Raw genomic sequence first — 21385 nt, 5'->3', positions numbered from 1 at the left:
GGAGACACACAATGATCCCGTTGTCGTTCGCGCAGCGCCGGCTGTGGTTCGTGGACCGGTTCGAAGGCCCCTCGCCGACCTACAACGGCGCTCTCGCCCTGAGGCTGACCGGTGAGCTGACCGTGGGCGCGCTCGAGGCAGCGCTCCACGACGTCACAGGCCGGCACGAGGCTCTGCGCACGATCGTCGTCGAGGACGACGACGGTGTCCCGTACCAGCGGGTGCTGCCCACGGACAGGACCCGGCCCGCCCTGCGGATCGTCGAGGCCGCCACGGAGCAGGAGCGGGCGGCCGCGGTCGACGAGGCGGCCACCGAGACCTTCGACCTGGCCGCCGACCTGCCGGTCCGCGCCACCCTCGTACGCAGCGGACCACGCGAGCACACCCTGGTGCTGGTGATGCACCACATCGCCGTGGACGGGGAGTCCTTCAGGCCGCTGTGCCGCGATCTCATCACCGCCTACACGGCCCGCCAGGACGGCAGGGCCCCGGCGTGGGAGCCGCTCCCGGTGCAGTACGCGGACTACACGCTGTGGCAGCGGGACGTGCTCGGCGACGAGTCCGACCCGCACAGCCTGGCGGCCGCACAACTGGAGTACTGGCGGCGGACCCTGGCCGACCTGGCGCAGCCGCTCGCGCTGCCCACCGACCGCCCGCGCCCGAAGTCGATGAGCCACCACGGCGACATGGTCCCCTTCTCCATCGAGGCCGACCTGCTCCGGTCCGTGGAGAAGCTCGCCGCGCAGGCGGACACCACGGTCTCGATGGTCATGCACTCCGCCCTCGCGGTCCTGCTGCATCACCTCGGCTGTGGTGACGACGTCCCCATCGGCGCGCCGATCGCCGGCCGCACCGACGAGGAACTGCGCGAACTCGTCGGGTTCTTCGTCAACACCTGGGTGCTGCGCGTCGACCTCGCCGGCAACCCGACCTTCCGCGAGCTGCTCCAGCGGGTGCGGGAGCAGGCCCTCGCCGCCTACGACCACCAGGACATGCCCTTCGAGCGGCTGGTGGAACTGCTCAACCCCGACCGTTCCACCGCCTACAACCCCTTCTTCCAGGTGATGCTCGCCTGGCAGCCGTCCATACCGGAACTGGAGCTCCCCGGCCTTCTCGCCCGCTCCGAGCGGCTGGAGACCCGCACGGCCAAGTTCGACCTGTTCTTCGACCTGATCCCGCAGGACTCGGGCGGAGCGCAGTGCCGTCTGGAGTACCGCACCGACCTGTTCGACCGGGACACCGTCGAGGGCCTCGCGCACCGCTTCGTCCTGGTGCTGAGCCGGCTCGTGGCCGACGCCGAACACCGGATCGGCGGCATCGACGTCCTCGATGCGGCCGAGCGGGACCTGCTGCTCACCCGGTTCAACGACACCGCCATGGCACTGCCCGAGCTGACCGCTGCGCAGCTGTTCGAGAACCAGGTCGCCAGGACGCCCGACGCCCCGGCCCTCGTGTGCGACGGCCGGACACTGACCTACCGCGAGCTGGACGAGCGCGCCGAGGGTGTCGCCCGGGAACTGGTGTGCCGGGGCGCCGGGCCGGAGGACCTGGTGGTCCTCGCGCTGCCGCGCACGCAGGACCTGGTGGCCGGGCTGCTCGGCATCCTCAAATCCGGTGCCGGATACCTGCCGATGGACCCGCAGTACCTCGCCGGGCGGGCCGAGAGCGTGCTGTCCGAGGCCCGCCCGCGCTTCGTCGTCACCGACACCGTGACGGCGCGGGACCTGCCGCGGCACACCATGGTGAGCGTCAACGTCGACGACCGCGCCACGTGGGAGGCGCCCGCCGGGGCGCCGGACGGCGCCGGCCGGATCCCGCCGCACCCGGACAACCTGGCGTACGTGATGTACACCTCCGGCTCCACGGGCAAGCCGAAGGGCGCGTCGATCACCCACCGGGGCGTCGTCAACGGCGTGCGGGAACTGGCGCGGCTGCTGGACACGCCGCCCGGGTGGCGGATGCTGGCCGGCACCTCGGTGAACTTCGACGTCTCGGTCTTCGAGCTGCTGACCGCCCTGTCCACCGGCGGCACCGCCGAGCTGGTGCACAACGCGCTCGCGCTCGGCGAGCGGGACGGCTGGGACGGCCATGTGATCAGCGGGGTCCCCTCGGTGCTCGGGGAACTGGTGGGCCACCTCGACAAGGCGCCGAACGTCCGCACGGTCGTGTTCGCCGGCGACGTGCTCCCGGCCCAGCTGGTGGGCAAAGTACGCGAAGCACTGCCCGGCGCGCGGATCGTGAACTCGTACGGGCAGAGCGAGAGTTTCTACGCCACCACGTTCTCCCTCGAGGCCGGCGAGGAGTGGGCCGACGGCGACATCGCCCCCATCGGCACCCCGCTGGGCAACATGCGTGCCTACGTGCTCGGCCCGGGCCTCGCCCCGGTGCCGCAGGGCGCGGTCGGTGAGCTGTACGTGGTGGGAACCTGCCTCGGCCGCGGCTACCACGGCCGCCCCGGCCTGACCGCCGAGCGGTACGTGGCCAGTCCCTTCGGCACCCCGGGCGAGCGGATGTACCGCACGGGCGATCTGGCCCGCTGGAACGCGCGCGGCCGGCTCGAATGCCTCGGCCGCGGCGACGGTCAGGTGAAGGTGCGCGGGTTCCGCATCGAGACGGCCGAGGTCGAAGCGGCGATCAACGCGCTCCCCGGCATCAGCGAGGCGGTCGTGGTCAGCCGCGAAGTGCCCTCGGGCGGGCGGCGGCTCGTCGCCTACGTGGTGCACACCGGCGAAGGGGCCGTCGGTGACGACGGCGCCGGCGGCATCGGCGACGTGGACGTGATGGCCGGCGCGTCGGCCGCCGATCTGCGCGCCCTCGTCGCGGCCCGGCTGCCCGACTACATGGTGCCCTCCGCCTTCGTCGCCCTCGGCAAGCTCCCGCTCGGTCCGACCGGCAAACTGGACCGCGCGGCACTGCCCGAACCGGAGTTCACGGGCGAGACCTACCGCAAGCCGCGCACCGAGGCGGAGACGGTCATCACCGCGGCCTACGCGGACGTGCTCGGTGTGGAGCGGATCGGCGTCGACGACGACTTCTTCGCGGTGGGCGGCGACAGCCTGCGCTCCCTCCAGGTGGTCGCCCGAGCCCGTGCCCGGGGCCTGGAACTCACCACCCGGGAGATCTTCGAGTTCCGCACCGCGGCCCGCCTCGCCGAGGCGGCCTCCGCACGCCGGGACCGGGTGCCCGTGCTCGCCGAGGACGACGGCGGCGGCGTCGGACCGATGCCGTTGCAGCCGGTGGCCCGGCAGGTGTTCGCACACGGCGGGGGGACCGACCGGTTCGCCATGTCGATGGTCCTCGAACTGCCCGCCGGCATCGACGAAAGCGGCCTCGCCGCGACGCTGGACGCCGTGCTCGACCGGCACGACCTGCTGCGCGCCCGGCTGGTGCGCGGCGACGAGAGCTCCCTCGTCGTGCGTGCGCAGGGCACCGTACGCGCGGCGGACCTGATCCGCCGGGTCGACTGCGACGGCCGATGGGACGATCCGGACCTGCTGGAGGCAGCGAGGACCGAGCTGGACGACGCGGTCGGCCGGCTCGACGCGGCGGCCGGGACCATGGCGGACTTCGTCTGGTTCGCCGCGCCCTCGGGCCAGGGCCGGCTGCTCGTGGTGCTGCACCACTTGGTGGTGGACGGCGTCTCCTGGCGCATCCTCATGTCGGACCTCGCCGAGGCATGGCAGCAGGTCCGCTCCGGCCGGGCGCCCGAGCTGCCCGCGGTCGGCACATCGGCCCGCCGCTGGGCGGTAGCGCTGGAGGACGAGGCGTTCTCCGAGAAGCGGGAAGCGGAACTGGCCTACTGGCGGGACCTGCTCGAAGCACCGAACCCCCTGATCGGCACGCGGGCGCCGGACCCGGCGGTCGACGTGTGGTCCACGGTCGACACCGTACGGGTGGAGCTGCCCGCCGACGTCACCGAAGCGGTCCTGACCCGGCTGCCCGCCGCGTTCAGGGGCACCGCGAACGACGTGCTGCTCACCGCGCTCGCCCTGGCGGTGAACCGGTGGCGCGGCGAGGAAGGCTCCACCCTGGTCCGCCTGGAGGGGCACGGCCGTCAGGAGGACGTCGTCCCCGGGGCCGACCTCTCGCGCACCGTGGGCTGGTTCACCAGCATGTACCCGGCCCGCATCGACGTGCGGGGCGTGGACCTGGCCGACGCCCTGGCCGGCGGCCCCGCCGCCGGGAAAGCGATCAAGCTGGTCAAGGAGCAGCTGCGCGGCGTCCCGGACAAGGGCATCGGGTACGGACTGCTTCGCCACCTGAACCCGGAGACCGCCGAGCAGCTCGCCGAGTACCCCGCCCCGCAGATCGGCTTCAACTACCTCGGCCGGATCTCCGACGCCGACGTGCCCGAGCACCTGCGCGCGCTCGGGTGGGGGCCGGCGCCCTGGTCCGCCGAACTGATCGCGATGCCCGACCCGGACCTGCCCGCACTGTCCGCCCTCGAGGTCAACTCGGTCGCCACGGACACCGCCGACGGCACCCGGCTCCAGACGGTCTTCATGTTCCCCACCGGAGTGCTGTCCCGCGAGCGGACCGCCGAACTGGCCGAGCTGTGGGTGGCGGCGCTGCGCGGCCTGGCCGCGCACGCCGCACAGCCGCACACCGGCGGCCTCACCCCCTCGGACGCCCCGCTGGTCTCGGTGCGGCTGGACGAGATCGAGGCGTGGGAGCAGCGCTACGGCCGGCTGACCGAGGTGTGGCCGCAGGCCCCGGGACAGTCCGGTATCCAGTTCGAGGCCGCGCTCGCCGACGGCTCCTTCGACGTGTACCACATGCAGTTCGTGCTGCATCTGTCCGGGACCGTGGACCCGGCGCGCATGCGGGCGGCCGGGCAGGCCCTGCTCGGCCGGTACCCGAACCTGCGCTCCGCGTTCCTCGCCGGCGCCGCCGGCGATCCGGTACAGGTCCTGCCCGAACACGTCACCCTGCCCTGGCGGCACACCGATCTGACCGGCCGCACCCCGGCCGAGCAGGACGCGGCGCTCGACCGGGCCCTGGCCGACGACCGGGCCGACCGGCTCGACCCCCTCAAGCCGCCGCTGATGCGCCTGGCCCTGCTCACCTGCGGGCCGCAGCAGGCCAAGCTCATCATCACGGCGCACCACACCCTCTTCGACGGCTGGTCCTCGCCCCTGGTGATCAGGGACCTGATCCGGCTGTACTCCGCGACCGACGGGCTCGGCCCGGTCCGCAGCTACGGCGACTACCTGGCCTGGCTGTCCACCCGGGACCGCGCGGCGTCGGCCGCCCGCTGGGCCGCCGAACTCGACGGATTCGACCAGCCGACCCTCGTGGCCCCGAACGCTCCCGTCCAGGACGCCGCGGTGTCCGCCCTCGGCCGCATCGAGGTACCGCTGTCCATCGACAAGGGGCGCGAACTCGCCCGCCGCGCCGCGGAACTCGGCGTCACGCTGAACACCCTCCTCCAGGGCGCGTGGGCGATCCTGCTCTCGAAGCTGACCGGGCATCCGGACGTGGTGTTCGGAGCCGCCGTCAACGGCCGGCCCGCCGAACTCCCCGGTGCGGAGGAAATGGTCGGCCTGTTCATCAACACCCTGCCGACCAGGGCGTTCTGCCGGCCGGACCGGAGCGTCGCCCAGGTCGTCACCGACCTGCAGAACCGGCAGACCTCGCTCCTCGACCACCACTACTACGGGCTCGCCGACATCCAGCGCGACGTCGGCCTGCCCGCCCTGTTCGACACGATCGTGGTGTTCGAGAACTACCCGATCGACCGGGCCGGCATCGTCGACGCGAACACCGCCGCGGGATTCTCGATCGACGCCATCCGGCCCTTCGCGGGCTCGCACTACCCGCTCACCCTCAACGCCTCCGACCCCTACCTGCGGACCTCCCTCGACTACCAGACCAACCTCTACAGCCGCGAGGCGGCCGAGCGGATCGCCGCCCGCCTCGTCCGCGTCCTCGACCAGGTGCTCGACGACCCGACCGTGCCCATCGGCGCCGTGGACGTGCTGTCGGCGGACGAACGGGACCGGCTGGTGCGGGGGATCAATGACACGGCACATCCCGTGGCGCCCGACACCCTGCCGGACGCGTTCGAGGCCCAGGTGGAGCGTGACCCCGCACGCGTGGCGCTGATCGGCGAGCACGAGCGGCTCACCTACGGCGAGTTCAACCGGCGAGCCAACCAGCTGGCGCACTGGCTGATCGCACAGGGCGCGGGCCCGGAGCGGCTGGTCGCGGTACGCATTCCGCGATCCGTCGACCTGATGGTGGCGATCTACGCGATCGTCAAGGCCGGCGCCGCCTATGTGCCGGTGGACACCGAACTGCCCGAGGACCGGGTGCGGCACGTGCTGGACAACGCCGCGCCCCTGCTGGTGCTCGACGGGACGCTGCCGGACGTGTCCGCGTACCCGGCCACCGATCCGCGGCGGGCGCTGTCGCCGGACAACGCCGCGTACGTCATCTTCACCTCCGGCTCCACCGGCGGCCCCAAGGGCGTGGCCGTGTCCCACCGGTCGATCATGAACCGGCTGAAGTGGGGCCTGGCGCACTTCGGCGTCGCCGCCGAGGACCGGATGCTCCTGAGCACCTCGGCCGGCTTCGACGTGTCGGTGCCCGAGCTGTTCGCGCCCCTGCAGGTCGGCGCCGCCGTGGTGATCGCCCGTCCGGACGGGCGGCGCGATCCGTCCTATCTGGCCGAGCTGATCCAGCGCGAGCGGGTGACCGGCGCGGACTTCGTGCCCTCCCTGCTGGAGGTGTTCGCCGGCGAGCCCGCGGTACGGCAGTGCGACAGCCTGCGCTGGATCGAGGTCGCGGGTGAGGCGTTCCCGCCGGCGCTGGCGAACAAGGTCACCGAACTGCTGCCGGACTGCGAAGTGCACAACCTCTACGGGCCCACCGAGGCGTCCGTCGAGGTCACGGCGTGGCAGCACGTGCCGGGAGCGGACCGGGTGCCGATCGGCGCGCCGGTCTGGAACACCCAGGTGTACGTGCTGGACGCGGCACTGCGCCCGGTCGCGCCCGGCGTCGCCGGTGAGCTCTACCTGGCGGGTTCCGGCCTGGCCCGCGGCTACCTGGGACAGAGCGCGCTGACCGCGGACCGGTTCGTCGCCAACCCCTACGGCGCGCCCGGCACCCGGATGTACCGCACCGGCGACCTGGTGCGCTTCAGCGACGACGGCCAGGTCGAATACCTCGGCCGTATCGACTTCCAGGTCAAGATCCGCGGCTTCCGCATCGAACTCGGCGAGATCGAGAACGTACTGACCGGACATCCGGACGTCGCCAACGCGGTGGTCGTGGTGCGCGAGGACCGCGCCGGGGACCAGCGGCTGGTCGCCTACGTCCTGGCGGGCGGCGGCACGGCGGACCCGGCCGGCCCCGACGTCGCGGCCCTGACGGACCTGGCCCGCAAGCGGCTGCCGGAGTACATGGTCCCCTCGGCGATCGTGCCGCTCGCGGCGTTCCCCACGACACCGACCGGCAAGCTCGACCGGGGCGCGCTCCCCGCGCCGGACCACACCGAAGCCGCGGTCGGACGAGGACCACGCAACCCCAACGAAGAAGTCCTCTGCCGGCTGTTCGCCGAACTGCTCGGCACCGACGAGGTCGGTATCGACGCCGACTTCTTCGACCTCGGCGGCCACTCACTGCTGGCCACCCGGCTGATCGGCCGCATACGCAGCGAGCTGGACGCCGACATGAAGGTCACGACGGTGTTCCGCAAGCCGACCGTCGCCCAGCTGGCGGAGCAGATCGAGAAGCTCGCCACGTCGAAACGTCCCCGGCTGCGCCCGATGAACGTACAGGAGACCCGTCGATGATCCCGTTGTCCTTCGCCCAGAGCCGGATGTGGATCCTCCACAAGCTGGAAGGCCCGTCCGCGACTTACAACGTCCCCTTCGTGCTGCGCCTGGAAGGGGCACTGGACACGACGGCCCTGGCCGCCGCGGTCACGGATGTGACCGACCGCCACGAGAGTCTGCGCACCCTGGTCCTCGAGGACGCGGACGGCACGGCACAGCAGCGGATCCTGCCCCCGCAGGAGGCGGTCTTCCCCTTCCGCGTGGCCGACGTGGCCGCCGACGAGGTGGGCGACGCGCTGCACGAGGCCACCCGCGAGCCGTTCGACCTGGACACGGAGCTTCCGCTGCGGACGACCGTGCTGCGGATCGCTCCGCGCGAGCACGTCCTGGTGTTCGTGTTCCACCACATCGCCGCGGACGGCTCGTCGGTGGCGCCGTTCATCCGGGACCTGGTGTCGGCGTACACGGCCCGCCTTCGCGGCAGCGCGCCGCACTGGACGCCGCTGCCGGTGCAGTACAAGGACTACACGCTGTGGCAGCGGCAGGTGCTGGGCGACGAGGACGACCCGGAGAGCACCGTCGCCGAGCAACTGGCCTACTGGAAGAAGGAGCTGGCCGAGATACCGCAGCCGCTCCAGCTGCCGCTGGACCGGCCCCGCCCGGCCACGGCCAGCCACCGCGGCGGCGAGGTCCCCTTCCAGCTGGCGCCCGAGCTGATGTCCCGGCTGAACAAGCTGGCCGCCGACCGCGGTGCCACCGCGCCCATGGTCGCCCAGGCCGCGCTGGCGGTGCTGCTGAACAAGCTGGGCGCGGGCGAGGACGTGCCGATCGGCAGCCCCATCGAAGGACGCGGCGACGAGCAACTCGACGATCTGATCGGGTTCTTCGTCAACACCTGGGTGCTGCGCGCCGACCTGTCGGGCAACCCGTCCTTCGGTGATCTGCTGGAGCAGGTGCGGGACAAGGCCCTGACCGCCTACGACAACCAGGACGTGCCCTTCGAGCGGCTGGTGGAGCTGCTCAACCCGGAACGCACCAGCGCGTACATGCCGCTGTTCCAGACGGCGCTGGGCTGGCAGTTCGTGTGGGGCGAGATCGAGATGCCGGGCCTGAAGGTCACCCCCGTCCCGGCCGCCACCGGCACCGCGAAGTTCGACCTGCTCATCAACATCGTCCCGAACGCGTCCGGCGGCACCCACGGGCTCCTCGAATACGCGACGGACCTGTTCGACCACAGCACGGCCGAGCGCATCGTCGAGCGGTTCATCCGCATCCTGGAGCAGGTCCTCGACGACCCGGCACTGCCGGTCGGCGCCATCGAGGTGCTGTCGGCCGGCGAACGGGACTGGCTGCTGCGCGGGGCCAACGACACGGTGGCGCAGGTGCCCGAGCGGACCATCGACGCGCTCTTCACCGAGCGCGCCGCCGCGACACCGGACGCCGTGGCCGTGGTGCACGGGGACGTGGCGCTGACCTACCGGGAGGTGGACGAGCGGGCCGACCGGCTGGCACGGGTGCTGACCGCACGGGGAGTTGCGCCCGAGTCGGTGGTGGCGGTGGCCCTCTCCCGGACCCCGCAGTGGGTGGTGGCGATCCTGGCCGTGCTGAAGGCGGGCGGGGCGTACCTGCCGGTGGACCCCGCCTACCCGGCGGAGCGCGTGGCGTTCATGGTCGCCGACTCCGGGGCGCTGCTGGTGCTCGGGGACGCGGCCTCGGCGGCGCAGCTGCCGGAGCTGTCCGCGCCCCTGATCCGCCTGGACGACCCGGACGTGGCCGCGGCGCTGGCCGCCGCCGGCCCGGGCCCCCTCACCGACGCCGACCGGCTCGCCCCGGTGGCGGTGGCCAACACCGCGTACGTCATCTACACCTCGGGTTCGACCGGGACGCCGAAGGGCGTGGCGGTCAGCCACGCGGGCATGGCGAGCCTGGTCGCGACGGAGACCGAGCGGCTCGCGGTGACACCGGACAGCCGGGTGCTGCAGTTCGCCTCGCCGAGCTTCGACGCCTCGCTCTGGGAATGGGGCATGTCCCTGCTCGCGGGGGCGCGGCTGGTCCTGGCCGACCAGGACGAACTGGCCGCGGGCGAGCCGCTGATCGAGACGATCGCCGCGCACGGCGTGACACACGCGACGCTGCCACCGGCGGTGCTCGCGGCACTGCCGACCGGCTCCCTGCCGAGCGTGCGGACCCTGGTCGTGGGCGGCTCGGCGTCCTCGCCCGAGCTGGTGGCACAGTGGTCGGCCGGACGCCGGATGATCAACGGCTACGGCCCGACGGAGATCACCGTGTGCGCCGCCATGAGCGCCCCGATGGTGGGCGACGGCCGTACCCCGCCGATCGGGCGGCCCGTCGCCAACACCCAGGCCTATGTGCTGGACACCGCGCTGCGCCCGGTCGCACCCGGCGTCGCCGGTGAGCTGTACATCGCGGGACCGGGCCTCGCCCGCGGCTACCTCGGGCAGAGCGCGCTGACCGCGGACCGCTTCGTCGCCAACCCCTACGGCGCGCCGGGCACCCGGATGTACCGCTCCGGCGACCTCGTGCGCTGGAACAAGGACGGCGAGCTGGAGTACCTCGGACGCACCGACTTCCAGGTCAAGATCCGGGGTTTCCGGATCGAGCTGGGGGAGATCGAGCACGCGCTGACGACGCACCCCGGCGTGGCGCAGGCGGCGGCCGTGGTGCGGGAGACCTCGCAGGGCGACAAGCAGCTCGTCGGCTACCTGGTCCCCAAACCGTATGCCGCGGCCGCGGTCGCCGACGCGCAGGTGGACGAGTGGCGCGACCTCTACGACGACAGCTACACCGAATCCAGCGACGGCACACTGGGCGACGACTTCCAGGGCTGGAACTCCAGCTACACCGGCGAGCCGATCCCGCTCGAGCAGATGCGGCAGTGGCAGGACGCGGCGGTGGCGCAGGTGCTGCGGTTCACGCCGCGGCGGCTGCTGGAGATCGGTGTGGGTTCCGGCCTGCTCCTCGCGCAGATCGCCGGCGAGGTGGAGGAGTACTACGGCACCGACATCTCGGGCACGGTGGTCGACCGGGTCCGCGTGCAGGCCGAACAGGCCGGCTACGGCGACCGGGTCCGGCTGAGCGCCCAGCCCGCCGACGACACCTCCGGACTGCCGCGCGGCCGGTTCGACACCATCGTCCTCAACTCGGTGGTGCAGTACTTCCCGAACGTCGACTATCTGGACCAGGTGCTGCACCAGGCCCTGGAACTCCTCGCGCCGGGCGGCCGCATCATCGTCGGTGACGTCCGCAGCGCCGCCACGCGCAGCTTCATGCAGACCGCCGTACAGCGTGCCCTGCACCCGCACGCCTCGTACGACGAACTGCGCACGCTGGTGCAGCGAGAGCTGCTGGGCGAGCGGGAACTGACCATCGCCCCGGAGTGGTTCACCCAGTGGGCGGCGGGCCGGTGCGTCGGCGCGGACATCCGGGTGAAGCCCGGCGGGGCGCACAACGAGCTGACCCGGCACCGCTACGAGGTGATCCTGCACGACCGGCGGGCCGACGTCCTCGACGTGACCGGTGCGCCCTCGGTGCCGTGGGGCGAGCACGTACACGACCTGGCCGGCCTCGGCCGCCTCGCCGACCGGGCGGACGGCCCGGTGCGGGTCACCGGGATACCCAACGCGCGTCTGGCCGAGGAAGCCGTCCTGATCGCGGCGACAGGCCTGCTCCAGCTGGCGTCCAGGACCGGTGCCCCGGCCGATCCGCAGGATCTGATCCGGTGGGCGGACAAGCACGACCGCGAGGTGGTCCTCACCCTGTCGGGACAGGACCCGCGATGCTTCGACGCGGTGCTGCTCGGGCGGCGGACGGGGCGGCGCGCCGTCACGGGCGCGTTCGTGCCCGGCACCACCGCCGGCCGGGCCCTGGCGAACGACCCCGCGCTGGCCAGGTCGATCGGCCCGCTGCTCATCGAGCTGCCCGAGTACCTGCGTCAGCGGCTGCCCGACTACATGGTCCCGCCCGCGTTCGTGCCGCTCCCGGAACTGCCGCTGACACCGAACGGGAAGCTGAACCAGCGGGCGCTGCCCGCACCGGACCACGGGCAGGCATCGACCGGCCGGGCACCGCGCAACGAGGTGGAGGAGATCCTCAGCGCACTGTTCGCCGAGGTGCTCGGCGTGGACAGCGTCGGCATCGACAACGACTTCTTCGCCAGCGGCGGGGACAGCATCCGCTCCATCCAGATCGTCGCCCGCGCCAGGGCGCGTGGCATCGAGGTCAGCACGCGGGAGATCTTCGAACTCCGCACGGTCGCCCGGCTCGCGGAACTGGTCGAAGGACGCGAGGACGAACGGTTCACCCTGGACGAGCTGCCGGGCGGCGGCACGGGATGGGCCCCGCTGATGCCGACGGCGAAGCACGTGCTCGGACTCGGCGGCGGCCTCGGCCGGCTCTCCATGTCCATGATGCTGACCCTGCCCGAGGACATCGACCGCGCGGGGCTGATCGCGACGGTGCAGACCGTCCTCGACCGCCACGACGTGCTGCGGTCCCGGCTGGACCGGACCCGGCAGGGCCTGTCGATCCAGGCGCCCGGCAGCGTGGACGCCGAGGCGCTGCTGCGCGAAGTCCCCTACGGCGACACCGACGCGCAGGCCGAGCTGGACGCGGCCGCGGACCGGCTCGACCCGGACGCGGGCGTCATGGCGCAGTTCGTGCGGTTCACCTCCGGCACGGAAGCGGACCGGCTGCTGGTCGTGCTGCACCACCTCGTCGTCGACGGGGTGTCGTGGCGGCTCCTCGTACCGGAACTGGCCGCGGCCTGGAAGCAGGTCCGGGGCGGGTGCGCCGCGCAGCCGGCGGCGCCCGGCACCTCGCTGCGCCGGTGGGCGCACGCCCTGGCCGACGAGGCGGCCCGTCCCGAGCGGGTCGCGGAGCTGCCCGTGTGGCAGCGGATCCTGCGCGGCGACGAGCCGGTGCTCGGCGCCCGGGAACGGGACCCGGCACGCGATGTCACCGCCACCGTGGACACGGTGCGCGTCCAGGTGCCCGCGGACGTCACCGAGGCCGTGCTGACCAAGGTGCCCGCGGTCTTCCGGGGCGGCGTCGACGACGGGCTGCTGGCCGCTCTGGCACTGGCACTGGCCCACTGGCGCCACACGCGCGGCGTGCCCGCCTCCTCGGCGCTGGTCCGGCTCGAAGGACACGGCCGCGAAGAAGAGGCGGTGCCCGGCGCGGACCTGTCGCGCACGGTCGGCTGGTTCACCGCGATGTATCCGGTACGCCTCGACGTGGCCGGTGTCGACCTCGCGGACGCGTTCGCGGGCGGACCGGCCGCCGGCCGGGCCGTCAAGGCGGTCAAGGAGCAGCTGCGGGAGGTTCCGGGCGACGGCATCGGCTTCGGCCTGCTGCGCCACCTCAACCCGCAGACCGCCGCCGCGCTGAGCACGGAACGGGAACCGCAGATCGGGTTCAACTACCTCGGCCGGACCTCCGGCGGGGCCGCCCCCGAGGACCTGCGGCGCCAGGGCTGGACACCGGACGGCACCCAACCGGACCTGATCGCCGCGCCCGACGCGGACCTGCCGGTGATGTCGGCCCTGGAGATCAACGCGGTGGCCGGCGCCACCCCCGACGGTGAGGAGCTGACCGCCTGGTTCGGCTTCCCCACCGGTCTGCTCTCCCGGGACGAGGTGAGCGAGCTGGCCGGGCTGTGGGTCCGGGCGCTCACCGCCCTGGCCCGGTACGCCGCGACACCCGAGGCCGGCGGACTGACCCCATCGGACGCCCGGCTGGTCGACGTCAGCCAGCAGGAGATCGACACCTGGGAGGACCGCTTCGGCCACCTGGCCGAGGTGTGGCCGGTGACCCCGGCGCAGTCCGGGATCATCTTCCACTCGATGCTGGCGGGATCGTCGTTCGACGCCTACCACGTGCAGCTGGTGTTCCACCTCTGCGGCGAGGTCGACCCGCAGCGGATGCGCCGGGCCGGACAGGCGCTGCTCGAACGCCACACCAGCCTGCGGGCGGCGTTCGTCGACCGGGCCGACGGTGCTCTCGTCCAGGTGATCCCGGCGGCAGGGGTCACCCTGCCGTGGCAGCACCTGGATCTGAGCGGATACGGCGAGGCGGAACGGACCGAGCCGTTCGAGCGGTTCCTCGCCGAGGACCGGGCCGCCCACTTCGACGTGGACACCCCGCCGCTGATCCGGCTGGCACTGGTCACCCTGGAACCCGGCCGGGCCGAGCTGGTGATGACCGTCCACCACGCGCTGGCCGACGGCTGGTCCGCGCCCCTGCTGCTCCAGGACCTGCTCCAGCTCTACGGCTCCCACGGCGACGCGGCCGGCCTGCCCGCCACCCGGAGCTACGGCGAGTTCCTGGCCTGGTACACGAGGCAGGACCGCGACGAGGCGGCCCGCGCCTGGGCGGCCGAACTGGAAGGGGTCCAGGAGCCGACCCTGCTCGTACCGGGAGCCGCCATCGAGGACGGCCTCGACCAGGTCGAGATCAGCCTCCCGCTCGACGTGTCCGCCGCACTCAACCGGCGCGCCGGCGAGCTGGGCGTCACCATCAACACCGTCGTCCAGGGCGCCTGGGCCCTGCTGCTCGGCCAGCTCACCGGCCGCCAGGACCTGGTGTTCGGCGCGACCGTCTCCGGGCGCCCGGCCGCGGTGACCGGCGTCGAGTCGATGGTCGGCATGTTCATCAACACCCTTCCCGTACGCGTCCAGTACGCACCCGGCGACACCCTCGCCGAGCTCCTCACCCGGCTCCAGGGCCGGCAGGCCGCCCTGCTGGAGCACCACCACTACAGCCTCACGGAGATCCAGCAGTCGGTCGGCCTCCAGACCCTCTTCGACTCGCTGGTCGTCTTCGAGTCGTACCCGGTCGACGAGGAGGGCATCGGCGCCGCCACCGAGGCGGCGGACGGCATCGCCATCACCGGCCTGCGCCCCTCCAACGGCACGCACTACCCGCTGGCCCTGATGGCGGCGGTGGAGACCCACCTGAAGTTCCTCCTCCAGTACACGCCCGGTGCCCTCGACCGGGACACCGTGGCGGCCTACGCAGCCCGGTTCGTGCGCATCCTGGAACAGCTGGCGGCCGCCCCCGAACGCCGGATCGCGCAGCTCGACGTCCTGGAGCCGGCCGAACGCGACCGCCTCCTGGTCGAGTTCAACGACACGGCCGTCCCGACCCCGGACGTCACGATCACCGGCCTCGTCGAGGCACAGGCGGCACAGCGCCCGGACGAGCCCGCCGTGCTCGCCGGGGACGTCTCGCTCACGTACCGCGAACTGACCGCGCGGGCCGCACGCCTGGCACAGGAACTGGCCGCCCGCGGCGTGGGCCCGGAGTCGCTGGTCGCGGTCTCGCTGCCGAGGTCGGCGGACCTGGTGGTCGCCCTCCTCGCGGTGCTGAAGGCGGGCGGCGCGTATCTGCCGGTCGACCCCAGGTACCCGAGCCGGCGCCTGGCGGCCATCCTCGAGGAGGCACGGCCGCGCCTGGTGCTGACGGACTCCACGACGCTCGCGGTGCTGCCGGCGCACGACGCCCCGCACGTCCTCCTCGACACGATCGACCTGTCCGGGGCCGCCACCGGCCTCGAACCGCCGCTGCACACCGGGCAGCTGGCGTACGTGATATACACCTCCGGCTCCACCGGCAAGCCCAAGGGCGTCGCCATCACCCACGAGACCGTGGTCAACGGCGTGCTGCGGCTGGCCTCCCGCGTGGGCATGGCGCCCGGCAAGCGGCTCCTGGCCGGCACGTCGGTGAACTTCGACGTCTCGGCGTTCGAGATCTTCACGACACTCGCCACCGGCGGCGTCGTCGACATAGTCCAGGACGTCCTGGCCCTGAGCGACGCGAACGGCTGGAGCGGCAGCGTCATCTCCACCGTGCCGTCCGCCTTCGCCGAACTCGTCGACGGCATCCGTGACCGCACCCGCGTGGAGACGGTCGTCTTCGCCGGCGAGGCCCTGCCCTCCTCGCTCGTCGACAAGACACGCGCCGCCTTCCCGGGCGTACGGATCGTCAACGCCTACGGACAGAGCGAGTCGTTCTACGCCACCACCTTCACCGTCGACGCCGGCACCGGGGCCCTGCCGGGCAGCACGCCCGTCGGCACCCCGCTCGGCAACATGCGCACCTACGTCCTCGGCCCCGGCCTGAGCCCGGTGCCGCCGGGCGCGGTCGGCGAGCTGTACGTCGGCGGGAACGTGGGCCGCGGCTACCACGGCCGCGCCGCACCGACCGCCGAGCGCTTCGTCGCCGACCCGTTCGGCCCGGCCGGTACCCGCATGTACCGCACCGGCGACCTGGCCCGCCTCGACGGCGAGGGCCGGCTGGAGTACGTGGGCCGCGGGGACGCGCAGGTCAAGGTGCGCGGCTTCCGCATCGAGCCCGCCGAGGTCGAGGCCGCGCTCACCGCGTACCCCGGCGTCGCGCAGGCCGCCGTCGTCGCCCGCGACGAGCGCGGCAGCGGCAAGCGGCTGGTCGCCTACGTCGTGCCCGCCGTCACCGGCGACGGCCCGCACCCCAAGGAGCTGCACGCCTTCGCCGCCGAGCGGCTGCCGGACTTCATGGTGCCGTCCGCCTTCGTGGTCCTCGACCGGCTGCCGCTCGCCCCGAACGGCAAGCTGGACCGGGCCGCGCTGCCCGCACCGCAGTACGGCACGGCCGCCTACCGGGCACCGCGCACCGCCCGCGAGGAGGCCCTGGCCACGCTCTTCGCCGAGGTGCTCGGCGTGGACCGGGTCGGCATCGACGACGGCTTCTTCGAGCTGGGCGGGCACTCCCTGCTCGCCACCCGCCTGATCAGCCGCGCCCGCGCCGTGCTGGGGATCGAGATCCCCATCCGCAAGATCTTCGACCTGCCGACGGTGACCGCGCTCGCCGCGTGGTCGGAGGAATCGGCCGCTCCCCGCCGCCCCGGCCTGCGCAAGATGTTCGTAGAGGAGTAGAAGCGATGATTCCACTGTCATACGCACAACGCCGTATGTGGATTCTGCACCAGCTCGAAGGCGGGTCGGAGAACTGGAACATGCCGGCCGCCTTCCGGCTGACCGGCTCCCTGGACCCGGACGCCCTGGCCGCGGCGATCCGCGACGTGGTCGACCGGCACGAGATCCTGCGCACCGTCTACGGGACCGGCGACGACGGTGAGTTGTACCAGCGGATCGTCCCGACGGCGCAGGCCGCGCCGGAGGTCACGGTCGTCGAGGTGGCGCCCGAGGACGTGCCGGGCGCGGTCGAGAAGGCCTTCGCGTACCGCTTCGACCTGACGGCCGAAGTCCCCGTGCAGGTGCGCCTGCTGCGCTGCTCGCCCGAGGAACACGTCCTGGTCCTGGTCATCCACCACATCGCCACGGACGGCAGTTCGGGCGCCCCCCTGGTACGGGACCTCGCCGAGGCCTACACCGCCCGGCGCGACGGCCGGGCGCCGGGGTGGCAGCCGCTGCCGGTCCAGTACAAGGACTACACGATGTGGCAGCGCGAGCTGCTGGGTGACGTGGCGGACCCGGACAGCCTCGCCGCGCGGCAGGTGGCGTACTGGCGCGAGGAACTGGCCGGGGTGCCGCAGCCGCTGAACCTGCCGCTGGACCGTCCGCGTCCCGCCCAGGCGAGCGGACACGGTGCCACGGTCGGCTTCACCGTGGAGCCGCAGGTGTCGGCCGGGCTGCGCAAGCTGTCCGACGAGCGCGGGGCGACCCTGTCGATGGTCCTGCACGCCGCGCTGGCGGTGCTGCTGCGCAAGCTCGGCGGCGGCGACGACGTGACGATCGGCAGCTCGATCGCCGGGCGCACCGACGAGGCCCTGGCCGATCTGGTCGGGTTCTTCGTCAACACCCAGGTGCTGCGCGTGGACCTTTCCGGCGACCCGTCGTTCACCGACCTGCTCGCCCGGGTGCGCGACAAGTCGCTGGCGGCGTACGAGCACCAGGACGTGCCGTTCGACACGCTGGTCGAGGCGGTCAACCCCGAACGCTCCGCGGCCTACCAGCCGCTGTTCCAGGTGATGCTCGGCCTGCAGAACTACGCGCGGCCGGACCTCGAACTCGCGGGACTGACCCTGGAGGTCGAGCAGACCGTCCCGGCGATCTCCAAGGTCGACCTGTTCTTCAACCTGGCCCTGGACGACGCGGGAGTGCTGCGGGGCGACCTCTCCTACGCGACCGACGTGTTCGACCGGGAGACGGCCGAGGCCGTCGCCGCCCGCTTCGCGCGGGTCCTGGAGCAGCTGGTCGCCGATCCCGGCATGCGCGTCGGGGACGTCGACGTGCTGGGCGCGGCCGAGCGGCACCACCTCCTGGTGGAGGTGAACGACACCGCCGAGCCGACCCTGGAGCTGGTGGAGGCGGTGCGCCGGCAGGTCCTGGCGACACCGCAGGCCACCGCCGTCATCGGCGCGGAGGAGTCCCTCACCTACCGGCAGCTGGAAACGCGGTCGAACCAGCTGGCGCACTGGCTGGCCGAGCGCGGCGTGCGGGCGGAGTCGCGGGTCGCCGTGTGCCTGCCCCGGACCGTGAACCTGGTGGTGGCGCTGCTCGCGGTCCTCAAGGCCGGCGGAGCCTACGTCCCGATCGATCCGGACCACCCGCGCTCCCGGATCGACTACATCCTCGAGCACGCCGATCCGCTGCTGGTGCTCGACGCCGAGACGCTGGCCGGCGCGAACTGGCCGCAGTACCCGAAGACGGCGCCGGAGGTGACCGTCCGCCCGGAGAACATCCAGTACGTGATCTACACGTCGGGGTCGACGGGGAAGCCGAAGGGCGTCGCGATCCCGCGCGGCGCGGTGGCGAACTACCTCGCCACGAACCAGCGGCGGTTCCCGCTGTCGGCCGAGGACCGGGTGCTGTTCAGCACCACCGTGGCGTTCGACATGGCCAACACCGAGCTGTACCAGCCGTTCATCTCCGGCGCGGCCATGGTGGTGGCGGACAAGGACACCGTCACCGACCCGGCGGCCGTGCTGGAGCTGATGCGCCGCCACGAGGTCACCGTGGTGCAGGCCACGCCCGCCTTCTTCCAGATGCTGCTGATGCACGACCCGCACGCGGCGAAGGACCTGCGGATCATCATCGGCGCGGAGGCCGTGCCGGTCCGCCTGGCCGAGACCCTGGCGCAGCAGGCCGCCGAGGTGTTCAACATGTACGGCCCGACCGAGACGGTGACCTGGTGCACCGAGGCGCGCGTACGGCCGGGCCAGGGCGCGCCGATCGGGCGGCCGATGGGCAACTTCCAGGTGTACGTGCTCGACGCGCGGCTGCACCCCGTCCCGCGCGGCGTGCCGGGCGAGCTGTACATCGCCGGCGCCGGCATGGCCCGCGGCTACCAGGGCCGGCCGGGCCTGAGCGCGGAGCGGTTCGTGCCGTGCCCGTTCGGCCCGGCCGGTACGCGGATGTACCGCACCGGCGACCTGGTGCGCTGGGACCGCAACGGTCAGCTGGAGTACCTCGAGCGCACCGACTTCCAGGTGAAGATCCGGGGTTACCGGATCGAGCTGGGGGAGATCGAGCACGCGCTGACCGGGCATCCCGGCGTGGCGCAGGCGGCGGCCGTGGTGCGCGAGAACCAGGACGGCGACAAGCGCATCGTGGGCTATGTGATGCCCGGGCCGAAGGCCGCGCAGGCCGACGGCGGTGTCCAGGCGCTGCTCGACGAACTGCCCGGGTTCCTGCGGGGGAGCCTGCCGGACTACATGGTGCCCGCCACGCTGATCGCGCTCGCGGAGGTCCCGCTGACCCCGAACGGCAAACTCGACCGCGCGGCGCTGCCGGCCGAGGACACGCACACCGAGACCGGCCGGGCCCCGCTCAACGCCCACGAAGCGAAGATGTGCGGCCTCTTCGCCGAACTGCTGGGCCTGGAGCGGGTCGGTGTCGACGAGGACTTCTTCGCCCTCGGCGGGCACTCGCTGCTGGCCACCCGGCTCAGCGCCCGCATCCGCGACGAGTACGGCATCGACATGCCCCTCAGGACGATCATCAAGTTCCCCACGGCGGGCGAGCTGGCCGCGCTGCTGCTCGTCGCCACCCCCGCGGAGGCCTCCGACTCGCTCTCGGTCGTGCTGCCGCTGAACACCGATCCCGGTACGGGCAACTTGCCGCTGTGGTTCTTCCACGGCGGAGGCGGCCTCGGCTGGACGTACTTCAGCTTCGCGGCGTACGTGCCGGACTGGCCCGCCTACGCGCTCCAGGCCCGCGGCTCCGACGGCGTGGACAAGCTGGCCGGGTCGGTGGAGGAGATGGTCGAGGACTACGTCACCGAGATGCTGAGGATCCAGCCCGAAGGGCCCTTCCACCTGATCGGCTGGTCCTACGGCGGCACGGTCGTGCAGGCCGTCGCGGAGGCACTCGACCGGCGCGGCCACGAGATCGCCTTCGTGGCGATCCTGGACTCCCAGCCGGGCGGGCACGGGTTCACCGAGATCCACGCCGGCAAGACACCGGCGGACTACCGGGCCGAACTGGAGGAGTTCTTCGGCCAGTACATCGGCACCGACAACCGGCAGGACTTCCTGGACGCCATGGCGAGGGTCCTCGCCAACAACACGACGCTCATGATGGATTTCGAGTCGCCGGTCTACCGCGGCGACGTGATCTTCTTCAGCGCGACGCTCCAGGAGCAGTCGTACGCGCATCTGTGGCGGCCCTACGTCCTCGGCTCCATCGAGGTGCACGAGGTGCGTGCCACCCACCACGAGATGAACATGCCCGCGGCCGTGGCCGACGTCATGGCGGTCATCAACCGCAAGCTGGCGGAGCTGTCGCGATGACCGGCCGGCGATCTCCCGGAACCGGTTCGACGCACCATCACACGGACGATTGGGGTTGGTCGGGGTGACAGAACCCGGCATGTCCACGAAACAAGGGGACCGGGCCACGCTGCTGTGCGTGCCGTTCGCGGGAGCCGGTCCCTCGTTCTTCCACCCGTGGCGGGAGCTGGCAGGCGACCGGTGGCGCGTGAGCGCGGTCGAACTGCCCGGCAGGGAACGGCGGATCCTGGAGACGCCGTACCGCAATGTCGTCGAGGCGGCCAAGGGCTCGATCGACGACATCGTCGCGGACCTCGGCGAAGGGGCGCGGACCGTGCTGTTCGGGCACAGCCTGGGCGCGGTGCTCGCGTACGAACTGGTGCACCTGCTGAGCGCGCGCGGCGTGCAGGTCGAGCGGCTGGTCGTCAGCGGGTCGCCGGGGCCGTGGACGCAGCGCGAGCGGCGCGCGGCGGGGCTGCCGGACGAGGAATTCCTCACCCGGGTCGAGGAGTTCGCGGGGTTCCGGCACGAGGCGCTGGACCACCCGGAGATGCGGGAACTGATTCTCCCCGTGCTCCAGGCCGACTGCGAGATGCACGAGAACTACGTCCCGAGCACCGACGTACCGGTGTCGGTGCCGATCTGCTCGCTGCGAGGCGCCTGCGACGGCCTGGTCACCGCGCATGAGGCGCGGCAGTGGCGGGAGGCGACCACGTCGGGCGAGTTCAGCTATGCGGAGTTCCCGGGGGACCACATGTACCTGGTCGACCTCGGCGCGCAGGTGCTGGACGTGATCGAGGCGGAATCCAGCGGCGGTCGCTAACGTCCGCACGCCGCCACGAAGGAATCTCGAAGGCACCTCGAACGCGCGGAAGAAACG

The 21385-nt window shown here is 72.5% G+C and carries 4 protein-coding genes; all 4 read left to right on the top strand.

Features of this window, described 5'->3' with window-relative positions; genetic code table 11:
• Positions 1–11 precede the first annotated feature (11 nt).
• Positions 12–7796: an amino acid adenylation domain-containing protein gene (locus ACIP2X_RS07745; RefSeq protein WP_401668997.1), complete on the top strand. Its 7785-nt coding sequence runs from the start codon at positions 12–14 to the stop codon at positions 7794–7796.
• Positions 7793–16708, top strand: a complete 8916-nt coding sequence (locus tag ACIP2X_RS07740) for an amino acid adenylation domain-containing protein (RefSeq protein WP_401668995.1) — start codon at positions 7793–7795, stop codon at positions 16706–16708. The genes ACIP2X_RS07745 and ACIP2X_RS07740 overlap by 4 nt, the downstream gene beginning before the upstream one ends.
• 5 nt (positions 16709–16713) lie before the next feature.
• A complete protein-coding gene (locus tag ACIP2X_RS07735) occupies positions 16714–20526 on the top strand; it encodes an amino acid adenylation domain-containing protein (RefSeq protein WP_401668992.1) in 3813 nt (1270 codons plus the stop codon).
• A gap of 79 nt (positions 20527–20605) precedes the next feature.
• A complete protein-coding gene (locus tag ACIP2X_RS07730; protein WP_401668989.1) occupies positions 20606–21328 on the top strand; it encodes a thioesterase II family protein in 723 nt (240 codons plus the stop codon).
• Positions 21329–21385 lie beyond the last annotated feature (57 nt).

Origin of the sequence: Streptomyces sp. NPDC089424, from assembly GCF_044749345.1 — a bacterium.
Lineage (GTDB): Bacteria > Actinomycetota > Actinomycetes > Streptomycetales > Streptomycetaceae > Streptomyces.
Note: the sequence above shows the minus strand (reverse complement) of the source record. Positions and strands in the feature narration are given on the sequence as shown.